Below are 10,213 nucleotides of genomic sequence, written 5' to 3'. Positions count from 1 at the left end.
AGTGCGCGCATTGGCGATTGAAGCTGCGCAAACCGTTGATCGTGTGCTCGACACCCCGCGCGCGCCCGTGTGTCATGTGGTTGGATTTGGCGACAGCAGCGTCGATTACATTCTGCGCTTCTGGATCATGGACCCGACAGGCGGCCTCACAAACGTGCGCGGCGCTGTGTTCTTGGCGCTTTGGGATACGTTCAAGGAGAACGGCATTTCTATTCCGTTCCCTCAGAGAGAGGTGCGGATGTTGGAGGAGGCTCAATGAAGCCGATTTGCCATATTCAGTATATCATGAACATGACATTGAAGAAGCTGATGGGCTAGTAACTTGATATAACCGCAAACTCGCCTCAAGCGTGTGATTGCCCCCAACCAAACACAAATGAGTGGAGTAAGGAATGATTAAGATGAGAGACCTACAAACAGGCTTTTCATACCGATCGTCTTGGACAGGTTACGCCAAGGGACGCGGACTTGATATCGTTGACGCTCCAATCCTTCACAGCGCGCGCATAGACGCCAACCAGAACTATTACGATCCCTTCAAAGGGCCTCGAAATGGATTTTCTCAAAAGTACAAACAATTCGTGAACGCAATAAAATCAAGCTCATATGCGATTGTCCGCCAAGGCGGAAAAGATGAAAAGCAAGCATTATTTGGGACGGGTAAGTTGATAGCTGTATACGAAATTACTTCTTACAACATTGATGAAACTGGCGGAGTAAATATTCAGCTTGGCAAGCGCCTTGCTATTTAGCCCCACCTCCACATCAGGGAACATTCAGGCTCAGAACCTGACAAGCCAAGTCACCCACACAACGGCAATTCATTATAAACGCTGAACTATGTTCTTCTAATCGCGCCCGAACACGATGCCACTTCAATGCTGCAACTGCACAGGTTGAGATATCAAAGCACCAATGCTATACGCATAAAACCCAGCACCGGGGCAGAATCGGTGTTTTTATGGAGGACAGTGTTCTGTCTGTTAACAACGACGCGGCAGGGGCCGCTGATCAAGGGTCCGCCACGATGACTGGCCCCGATGACACCAGCAGCGACGAGCTACTGGCCTTTATCCTTAACGTTCTTGAAGAAGACAAAGCCGAAGACATCGTGCAGATCGATCTGCGCGGTAAAACGGCTATTGGCGATTACATGCTCGTCTGTTCAGGCCGCTCGACCCGTCAGGTTGTTGCGATCTCGGAAAAGCTGTCTGACAAGCTGAAGCAAGAGTTGGGCCGCGCGTCCAAGCTTGAGGGCAAGAACAGCGGCGATTGGGTCTTGCTGGATACGGGCGATATCATCGTTCATGTCTTCCGCCCTGAAGTGCGCGAATTCTACCAGATCGAAAAGATGTGGCTGGGCGGTGAAGAGCCGATGCCACGGCCAACGGCCTAAATGCGAGTTCATATCTGTGCTGTCGGGCGTATGCGCGCTGGCCCAGAAAAGACGCTATTTGACGACTATCAAACACGGTTTGACCGGACAGGTCGGGGTTTAGGCCTCGGCCCTTTGTCTGTTTTGGAGGTCGAAGATAAAAAGAACCTCGGCATGGGCGCGGAAGCGACCCTGCTAGAACGCGCCCTGCCCAAAGGCGCCGTAATCTGCGCTTTGGATGAACGCGGCACTGTTATGACCTCGCCCAAGTTTGCCGACAAATTGGGCGGATGGCGCGATGTTGGGCGCGCTGATCTGGCGTTCATCATTGGCGGGGCAGATGGCATTGATCCGTCTTTACGCGCACGCGCAGATGCCAAGCTCAGCTTTGGATCGATGGTTTGGCCGCATATGTTGGCGCGCGTGATGCTGGCCGAACAGCTCTATCGTGCGGCATCAATCCTCTCAGGAAGCCCATATCACAGGGTTTAGCTTTGCCTTGCGGCGGCGCTTCTCTTAGACAGGGCCAAAGCCTAAGAAAGACCTGATCCATGAGCACACCAAAACCCGTCGTTTTATGCATTCTTGATGGCTGGGGCATCGGCCCAAGCGAGACCGCGAATGCACCGGCGTTGGCCAAGACCCCAAACTTTGACCGTATCATGAGCGAGGGTCCCTCCGCGCAGTTGATCACGCACGGCCGAGACGCTGGCCTGCCAACGGGACAAATGGGAAACTCAGAAGTCGGTCACACGAATATCGGCGCGGGGCGCGTTGTGGCGATGGACCTTGGGCAGATTGATCTGTCAATTGAAGACGGAAGCTATTTTGAGGCAGAAGCGCTTCTTGGTTTCGTCGCGAAACTGAAATCAAGCGGTGGCACAGCGCATCTGATGGGCCTTCTGTCGGATGGCGGCGTTCATGGCTCTCTCGATCATCTGATTGCGACGATTGATGTGATCGCCAAAGCGGGCGTGCCAATTGCATTGCATTTGATCACAGACGGGCGCGATGTCGCGCCATCCTCTGCACTGGGATATCTCGAAACGTTGGAAGCTGCGTTGCCAGACGGTGCATCCATCGCCACCGTTTGCGGACGCTACTATGCGCTTGACCGTGACAACCGTTGGGAACGTGTCAGCCAAGCCTTTGATGCGATGGTCAACGCGAAAGGCGCAAGTCAGCCAAACGCAAAAGCTGTCATCGATGCGTCATACAATGAAGACATCACCGACGAGTTCATCAAAGCGACTGTTGTTGGTGGATACGCAGGAACAAAAGATGGCGATGGGCTGTTCTGCCTGAACTTCCGCGCTGATCGCGCTCGCGAAATCCTGGCTGCTTTAGCTGAACCCGCATTTGACGCGTTTGAAACAGGCCCGCGGCCCATTTGGGCCGCGACGCTCGGGATGGTCGAATATTCCAAAGCGCATAACGCCTACCTCGACACAGTGTTCCCACCACGCGACATCCCCAACACATTGGGCGCTTGGGTCGCGAAGCAGGGTAAACGCCAATTCCGCTGCGCAGAGACAGAGAAATATCCGCACGTAACATTCTTCATGAATGGTGGCGTTGAAGTGCCAGAAGAAGGCGAAGATCGCTACATGGCGCCTTCCCCCAAAGTCGCGACCTATGACTTACAGCCAGAAATGAGCGCGGCAGAGGTCACAGACGCATTCGTGGGCGCGATCAAGGATGGATATGATCTGATCATCACCAATTACGCCAATCCCGACATGGTTGGACACACTGGCGATCTTGATGCGGCGATCAAAGCCTGTGAAGCCGTTGATCAGGGTCTTGGCCGTGTGCTTGAAGCGCTTGTTGCTGTGGGCGGCGCAATGATCGTCACCGCAGATCACGGCAACTGTGAAATGATGGTTGATCCAGAAACCGGCGGTCCACATACGGCCCATACGGTTAATCCCGTTCCCGTCACCATGGTTGGTGGACCTGCTGGTGCGAAGCTGAATGAAGGACGTCTTGCCGATCTTGCACCCACGCTGCTGCAGCTGATGAACCTTCCGCAGCCTGAAGAAATGACAGGAAAGAGTTTAATCGCCTAATGCATCTGCTGCGCGCCCTTCTTTTTGCCATTGCGCTTGGCACGCCTGCATTTGCGCAGGACAATCCGGGCGCGACGGCGCAAGCGGCGGCAGACAAATTGCGCGCAGCATCAAGCCAATTGGAAGACGCCTCTTCCGCCCGTGATCGGGTGAAAGCGCTGACATCGACGATCCAAGCCTTCGAAACAGGTCTTGATGCCATGCGGGAAGGTCTGCGCCTTGCGGCGACGCGCGAGGATGTTCTCAGCCGCCAATTGGCCGCACGCGATGGCGAAGTTGCCGAACTACTTGGCGTCCTGCAGACGATCTCGCGCGCGCCTGCGCCGGTCCTGCTAGCCCATCCAGATGGGCCTGCAGGCGCTGTGCGCTCTGGCATGTTGGTCGCGGAATTAACCCCTGCCCTTTCGGCGCGCGCCAATGCTTTGCGCCGCGACGTCGATGAAATGACGCTACTGCGCACTCTGCAAGAGACCGCAACGGATGAGCTGCGCGAGGCCCTGATCGGTGTTCAGGATGCTCGCGCGGCCTTGAGTCAAGCGATTGCAGATCGCACAGATCTTCCCAAGAAATTCGTCGCCGATCCGGTGCGCACGGCCATTCTAATTAGCTCTACCGAAACACTGGACGCCTTTGCTGGCGGCCTCAGCAAGATTACCACATCCGAGGCTATCGGCCCCGTCATCGATATTTCCGAACTGAAGGGTTTTCTTGACCTCCCCGTTGAAGGACGCATCTTGCGTCGCTCCGGCGAAGCCGATGCGGCTGGGATCACACGCCCTGGTATATTGGTTGCCGCGCGTCCACGTTCATTGGTGACAACACCCACCACAGCAACAATTCGGTATCATGGCCCCCTGTTAAATTATGGGAACGTCGTGATTTTAGAACCCCAAGCCGATCTACTATTTGTCCTCACGGGCCTCGAAACGCTCTACGGCGAGATTGGCCAAGTGCTTCCCGCAGGGTTTCCTGTTGGGTTAATGGGCGGAAATGGGGATCAATTAGACCAGATTGTCTCACAAGCGAGTGAAGGGGCTGGAAACACCCGCTCAGAAACGCTCTATATAGAAGTGAGAGAGAACAACGCATCCGTGGACCCGCTAGACTGGTTCAAGACAGACAAGGAATGAGCACATGAAAAAGTTTATCATGGCCGCAGTGGGAGGCACTATTGCCGCGGTCGTCATGACCACGCAAGTTGCCGCTCCGTTGCTTGCCCAAGAAGCGGACAAGAAGGTTAATGTTTACGAACAGCTCGATCTGTTTGGCGACATCTTCGAACGCATCCGCGCGCAATACGTTGAAGAGGTCAACGAAGGCGAGCTGATCGAAGCAGCCATCAACGGCATGCTGACTTCGCTTGATCCACATTCTAGCTATCTGGCCCCACAAGACGCCGCAGACATGCGCGTTCAAACGCGCGGCGAATTTGGTGGTCTAGGTATCGAAGTCACGCAGGAAGAAGGCTTTGTCAAAGTGGTCTCGCCTATCGATGGTACACCAGCGGATGAGGCGGGTATCGAAGCCGGCGATTTCATCACCCATGTTGACGGGGAAAGCATCCTTGGCCTCGCGCTTGATGAAGCCGTTGAAATGATGCGCGGTCCTGTTGGATCCGAGATCATCGTAACAATCGCCCGTGAAGGCGAAGACGAACCTTTTGACGTTTCCATCGTTCGCGACACAATCAAGCTGACTGCCGTGCGTTCGCGCGCCGAAGGTGAAACCGTCGTTCTGCGTGTCACAACATTCAACGATCAAACGACGCCTAACCTTGAAGAAAAGCTCGCTAAGGAAGTTGAAGAACTTGGTGGCATCGACAATGTGAATGGTTTCGTGATCGATCTACGTAACAACCCCGGTGGTCTTTTGACCCAAGCGATCCGCGTCTCTGATGCCTTCCTTGAAAAAGGTGAGATCGTATCAACCCGTGGCCGCGACCCAGCGGATGGTGACCGCTTTAACGCAACACCTGGCGATCTGGCGCAGGGCAAGCCCCTTGTTGTTCTGATCAACGGCGGTTCTGCATCTGCCTCTGAAATCGTTGCTGGCGCTTTGCAAGATCACCGCCGCGCGATTGTGATCGGCACGAAGAGCTTCGGTAAAGGCTCTGTTCAGACGGTGATGCCTTTGCGTGGTAACGGCGCGATGCGTCTCACAACGGCGCGCTATTACACGCCGTCTGGTCGCTCTATCCAAGCGCTTGGCGTGTCCCCTGACATCATCGTCGAACAGCCACGTCGCGCGCTTGAAGCAGAGGACGAAGCGGAAGAAGAAAGCATCTCCCGTCAGCGTCGCTCTGAAAGCGACCTTCGTGGATCACTGGGTAACGACAGCCTCAGCGAAGATGAAATCCGCCAGATCGAAGAAGATCGCGAAAAGGCGGAAACAGCTGCACAGTTGCGCGAAGACGATTATCAACTCGCCTATGCGATTGATATTCTTAAGGGCCTGAGCGCGCTCGGTCCTAAACAGTAAAAACTGACGCATACTGAATTGAAGGGCGGCTCCATATCAGAGCCGCTCTTTTCATTTAAAGCGTCGGATTTTTGAACTGACGCTCTCAAGGACGTGATTGCTGCTCACTAGACTCAACGATTTTTTGCGCCTAACGTCATAAAATCGATTTTTTAATGGGAGAGCTATCATGTCTATATCAAGCAAATCATCAACGTTCATCGCAGCAATTGCATTATCCCTTTGCGGAAGCATGGCAGCCGCGGATGTAGACGTGGACAAAATGTCGTTCTTTATCAGTAGCGTTGGCTCCGGCGATGGCGGTAATTTTGGCGGCCTTGAAGGCGCAGACGCACATTGCACCACATTGGCAAGCGCAGCGGGATCGTCAAAAGACTGGGCGGCATATCTGAGCACAAGCATGGTCATTGATCGCTCAAGCGGTTCGCCACAAGTGACCAACGGTGTCAGCGCACGTGATCGTATCGGCGCGGGTCCTTGGTACAACGCGAATGGCGAAATGATCGCGAAAGACGTAGATGATCTGCACAGCGACGCAGTCAAAATCAGCCTAGCGACGGGACTTGATGAAAATGGCAACGAAGTCGCGGGTCGTGGAACGCGCCCGAACAAGCACGATATTCTGACAGGTTCTGACTCGGCTGGTCACTTTTCCACTGCGGGCGGTGATACGACCTGTAGCAACTGGACCAGCAACGGCGAAGGTTCCGCAATTGTGGGTCACCATGACCGCGTCGGCTTAAATGCCTCGCGCAACATGATGTCATGGAACTCCGCACATGGCTCTGCGGGCTGTTCTGATGATGCCTTCCCGCGCACGGGTGGTGCTGGTCTGATCTATTGCTTCGCGACGAATTAGTCTGAACGCTTCTAGACTAATTGTTCGGACTTAAGTCCGAATGAACGCGCGAGGAGCAAAATCCTCGCGCGTTTTATTTGCCTGAACAGCGCAGCCGCGTCTAAGCTGAAACCCTAAGCTCTGTCTGAAGGCGATCACATGCAATCTCAAACTCACACTGGCGCTTGCCACTGCAAATCGGTTCAATTTCGCGTACATCTTCTGGACGGCCTGAAAATGGCAAGCCGATGTTCCTGTTCTTTCTGCGCAATGCGCGGGGCGGTCGCACTGACCGCGCCTTTGGATGGTTTGGAATTTATTCAGGGTGAAGAGTTGCTCACGCTCTACCGATTTAACACGAAAGTGGCGAAGCACTACTTTTGCTCGAAATGCGGGATTTACACCCATCATCAAAGACGCGCTAATCCTAACGAATATGGGATCAACGCGGCTTGCCTTGAAGGATTAAGCCCATTTGATTTCGAAGAGATCAAAGTCACCGATGGCGTCAATCACCCCTCAGACAACACATCCTTGCCACCTGTTGCGGGCGTTCTGCGATTTATCAAGGACGGTGCGTGATCGGCTGGCTTGGCATCGCGAAGCAAGATAGACAGAGGCAAACGCGCATTCCTAGCCTCAAGGACTTTTGACATGACACCCGAACAAATCGACGCCCTGCCCTATCGCCCCTGTGTCGGCATCATGTTGATCAATGAAGCAGGCCAAGTGTTTACCGCGCAGCGCCTCGATAGCAGCGCCAACGCATGGCAAATGCCCCAAGGCGGGATCGACAAGGGCGAAGATCCAACAGTTGCCGCCTTGCGCGAACTTGAGGAAGAAACTGGCGTCAGCGCTGACCTTGTGACAATTCTTGGGGAAACCGAAGGTTGGTTTCCCTATGATTTACCCCATGCTCTCGTGCCAAAACTCTGGAAAGGGCGCTACAAAGGACAGGAACAAAAATGGTTTCTCATGCGGTTTCACGGCAGCAACACGGACATCAACATCGAAACGGAAATTCCGGAATTCTCCGAGTGGCGCTGGACGCCGTCCGATCAATTGGTCGCCAACATCGTCCCCTTCAAACGCGACGTCTATGCGCGCGTCTTGCAGGAATTTTCACCGCTCTTGTAATCGCCGTTCCGGCCAGTGCCCTATCGTGCGTGCCCTATGGCGTGCCTGAGGCCCTACATGACGTTATTTCAGCGGAGGAAGGCTACGTTGTCGCCACAGGCACGCTGAGTTTTAACGAGCGAAAGCTGCCCAAGGTCGACATGGCGCGTCAGGACAAGACACCGCCAACAACCCGGATTCAAGCCCGCCTCAAAGGCAAAGCGTTGACGAAGTCGGGGTTCACCCATGACCTTAACACACGGTTGACGTTAGAAGTGAAGTGCTACGGACCTTGGTGTGCGCGACCCGCAAGCGGCAAAGCCGCGTTGACCTTTCTAAAGCAAACCGAGAATGGTTATGAGCTGTCCACCAATCCTTGTGGCGGTCATATCTTTGTTGATCCCTCACGGGAAACGCTCGACTCTGTTGCCCAATGTTACCTAACTGGGAAGTGTCCGAAATCCCAATTTCGCTAGAGAATCACCTTTAGAAAATGTCTCCGCTGAGGGCATCGCACCCAGTGCTCAACGCAAACGATTGAGCACATTCAGCGACGGATAGCCATCAGGGATCATGCCCACAGAGCGTTGGAAACTTTTGATCGCGGCAACAGAATTCGGCCCGATTTTTCCATCAACACCGCGCGTGTTAAAACCCGCCGACGTAAGTAGACGCTGCATCTGTTGACGTTCCTTAAACGTCAGCGCGCGATCCTCTCGTGGCCAAGCCGTAACAAAAGGCCCTGCACCTGCGATCCGATCGCTCAGATGACCGACGCCGATGACATAAGCATCGGCAGCATTGTAGCGCTCGATGACTGAGAAGTTCTTGAACACCATGAACGCCACTCCATTCGCGCCAGCTGGCAAAAGAAGTGATCCAGAACCATAGTTGGGGACTGCGTTGCCGCCAATTCCATTCACGCCAAGCGCCGCCCAATCGGCGGGAGACCTTTTTATCTTGCGACTGACGAGGCCATAGCCAAATCCATCAGGCAATGTGACCTCGACGCCCCAAGGCACATCCTTTTCCCATCCAAACCGGCTGAGATAGGCAGCTGTTGAGGCCAAGGCATCGCTCGGATCATCGGCCCAAATGTCGCGTCGACCATCACCGGTGAAATCGACCGCGTACTCCAAATAGGAGGTCGGAATGAACTGCGTGTGACCCATGGCGCCCGCCCAACTGCCGGTCATATTTTCGGGCGTGGTGTCCCCAGATTGCAAAATCTTCAGCGCAGCAATCAACTGGCTTTCAAAAAACCGCCCGCGCCGTCCATCGAAAGACAACGTTGCAAGCGCAGAAATAATTGGCGTGCTGCCACGAAACTCCCCATAGGCGCTCTCAAGTCCCCAAACCGCAACGACGACCTCTTTATCGACACCATACTTTGACTCGATTGCGCCCAACGTGGCGCGATGTGTCTCCAGCGCAGCTTTGCCATTGGTAATGCGTTTGTCGGAGGCAGCGCTGTCTAGATAGTCCCAAATCGTCTTGGTAAATTCGGATTGATTGCGATCTCGCTCGATTACCTTCGCATCATATTGGACCCCACGAAAAGCACGGTCATAGGCAGCTGGGCTGATTCCAGCTTTCAACGCGCGCGGCCGGAACCTTTTTAACCAACGTTCAAAGCCAGCATTGGACGTGGCGGCGAGCACAGCTTCGGGCGTCACGGCGCGCTCCTTCTTTATGACGACAGGGCGGGCAATGGGGCGCACCTTCGGAGATGGCTTAACCACCTTTGGCGCTGGTGCTTGCGCCGTTTCGCTTGGCCGCTGAACGGGACGGAGCGACTGATCAACAGACTGCGCCTGCATCACAGACCCTGTGAGCAAGGCAATACAAAGTGGGATGGGCAACCTAAGCATTGTTTACCTTTCACGAACTCATCAAAGCCTAGCGCGATTGTTTCCAATGCGAAAGAAATCAGGAAGTCGGTCTGCGAGTATTCGCCGACACGAAGGCGTCATTTCGAATTCTTTCGATGAATTCCCGCAACATTGGAACGCGTTTAGGCCGGAAGCTCTGCTCGCTCACCTCAAGGTCGCGCATTCGATCCAAACGAAAGGCGCGGTAGTCTTGCCGCAGATGACAGAAAGCCAGAAGACATTGCACCGTGTCCATGGCCGTAATGCCCAATGGATCAACGCTCCGCTCCGTCGCTTGTCCCTCTTTATCCGCATAGGCAAAACTGATCGTTAGCTCATCCCAAACCGCAGAACGCAGAACGCGCGGATCAACGCCAGGCGCAGGTCTTTCCCGAAAGCTCCGCGCGGACAAAACCGCATGTTCGAGCCGATGCGCTTGACTGGGTGGCAATCGCCCTTTGAGTTT

12 protein-coding genes and 1 pseudogene are annotated in these 10,213 nt (G+C 54.4%); 11 read left to right on the top strand and 2 right to left on the bottom strand.

Annotated features, from left to right (window positions below):
• The 11 genes and pseudogenes from ABJQ89_RS02600 to ABJQ89_RS02550 all read left to right on the top strand — a co-directional run.
• Positions 1 to 259: pseudogene (locus ABJQ89_RS02600) on the top strand (mechanosensitive ion channel family protein); the annotation flags it as partial.
• Between the two features lie 142 nt (positions 260 to 401).
• Entirely contained in the window at positions 402 to 752 is a 351-nt protein-coding gene (locus ABJQ89_RS02595; RefSeq protein ID WP_348494713.1) for a hypothetical protein, read from the top strand.
• Between the two features lie 209 nt (positions 753 to 961).
• The gene (gene rsfS / locus ABJQ89_RS02590; RefSeq protein WP_348494712.1) at positions 962 to 1,396 is read left to right on the top strand and encodes a ribosome silencing factor; all 435 of its coding nucleotides are present in this window, start codon (positions 962 to 964) and stop codon (positions 1,394 to 1,396) included.
• Positions 1,397 to 1,867, top strand: a complete 471-nt coding sequence (rlmH, locus tag ABJQ89_RS02585) for a 23S rRNA (pseudouridine(1915)-N(3))-methyltransferase RlmH (protein WP_348494711.1) — start codon at positions 1,397 to 1,399, stop codon at positions 1,865 to 1,867.
• 59 nt (positions 1,868 to 1,926) lie between these two features.
• Entirely contained in the window at positions 1,927 to 3,444 is a 1,518-nt protein-coding gene (gene gpmI, locus ABJQ89_RS02580; protein ID WP_348494710.1) for a 2,3-bisphosphoglycerate-independent phosphoglycerate mutase, read from the top strand.
• Positions 3,444 to 4,574: a peptidase M23 gene (locus tag ABJQ89_RS02575; RefSeq protein ID WP_348494709.1), complete on the top strand. Its 1,131-nt coding sequence runs from the start codon at positions 3,444 to 3,446 to the stop codon at positions 4,572 to 4,574. Before gpmI ends, ABJQ89_RS02575 begins: the two co-directional genes overlap by 1 nt.
• A 4-nt stretch (positions 4,575 to 4,578) precedes the next feature.
• Entirely contained in the window at positions 4,579 to 5,922 is a 1,344-nt protein-coding gene (locus ABJQ89_RS02570) for a S41 family peptidase (protein ID WP_348494708.1), read from the top strand.
• Between the two features lie 169 nt (positions 5,923 to 6,091).
• A complete protein-coding gene (locus ABJQ89_RS02565) occupies positions 6,092 to 6,781 on the top strand; it encodes a hypothetical protein (RefSeq protein ID WP_348494707.1) in 690 nt (229 codons plus the stop codon).
• Positions 6,782 to 6,919: 138 nt separating this feature from the next.
• Positions 6,920 to 7,342, top strand: a complete 423-nt coding sequence (locus ABJQ89_RS02560) for a GFA family protein (protein ID WP_348494706.1) — start codon at positions 6,920 to 6,922, stop codon at positions 7,340 to 7,342.
• A 72-nt stretch (positions 7,343 to 7,414) separates the two neighbouring features.
• Complete coding sequence (locus ABJQ89_RS02555; RefSeq protein WP_348494705.1) at positions 7,415 to 7,897, top strand: RNA pyrophosphohydrolase; 483 nt, start codon at positions 7,415 to 7,417, stop codon at positions 7,895 to 7,897.
• 41 nt (positions 7,898 to 7,938) lie between these two features.
• Complete coding sequence (locus ABJQ89_RS02550; protein ID WP_348494704.1) at positions 7,939 to 8,352, top strand: hypothetical protein; 414 nt, start codon at positions 7,939 to 7,941, stop codon at positions 8,350 to 8,352.
• Positions 8,353 to 8,400: 48 nt separating this feature from the next.
• On the opposite strand, the gene ABJQ89_RS02545 is transcribed toward ABJQ89_RS02550, so the two are convergent.
• Complete coding sequence (locus ABJQ89_RS02545) at positions 8,401 to 9,747, bottom strand: lytic murein transglycosylase (protein WP_348494703.1); 1,347 nt, start codon at positions 9,745 to 9,747, stop codon at positions 8,401 to 8,403.
• Positions 9,748 to 9,805: 58 nt separating this feature from the next.
• A partial coding sequence (locus ABJQ89_RS02540) for a WYL domain-containing protein (protein ID WP_348494702.1) occupies positions 9,806 to 10,213 on the bottom strand: 408 nt, incomplete at its 5' end.

Source organism: Planktotalea sp. (assembly GCF_039984035.1).
Classification (GTDB): Bacteria; Pseudomonadota; Alphaproteobacteria; order Rhodobacterales; family Rhodobacteraceae; genus Planktotalea.
This window is presented reverse-complemented; position numbering and strand designations above follow the sequence as displayed.

Excerpts from the sequence above, each read along its gene's own strand:
- ABJQ89_RS02545 (WP_348494703.1), bottom strand. The coding sequence starts at position 9,747 with ATGCTTAGGTTGCCCATCCCACTTTGTATTGCCTTGCTCACAGGGTCT.
- gpmI (WP_348494710.1), top strand. The coding sequence starts at position 1,927 with ATGAGCACACCAAAACCCGTCGTTTTATGCATTCTTGATGGCTGGGGC.
- ABJQ89_RS02595 (WP_348494713.1), top strand. The coding sequence starts at position 402 with ATGAGAGACCTACAAACAGGCTTTTCATACCGATCGTCTTGGACAGGT.
- rsfS (WP_348494712.1), top strand. The coding sequence starts at position 962 with ATGGAGGACAGTGTTCTGTCTGTTAACAACGACGCGGCAGGGGCCGCT.
- ABJQ89_RS02575 (WP_348494709.1), top strand. The coding sequence starts at position 3,444 with ATGCATCTGCTGCGCGCCCTTCTTTTTGCCATTGCGCTTGGCACGCCT.
- rlmH (WP_348494711.1), top strand. The coding sequence starts at position 1,397 with ATGCGAGTTCATATCTGTGCTGTCGGGCGTATGCGCGCTGGCCCAGAA.
- ABJQ89_RS02565 (WP_348494707.1), top strand. The coding sequence starts at position 6,092 with ATGTCTATATCAAGCAAATCATCAACGTTCATCGCAGCAATTGCATTA.
- ABJQ89_RS02555 (WP_348494705.1), top strand. The coding sequence starts at position 7,415 with ATGACACCCGAACAAATCGACGCCCTGCCCTATCGCCCCTGTGTCGGC.
- ABJQ89_RS02570 (WP_348494708.1), top strand. The coding sequence starts at position 4,579 with ATGAAAAAGTTTATCATGGCCGCAGTGGGAGGCACTATTGCCGCGGTC.
- ABJQ89_RS02560 (WP_348494706.1), top strand. The coding sequence starts at position 6,920 with ATGCAATCTCAAACTCACACTGGCGCTTGCCACTGCAAATCGGTTCAA.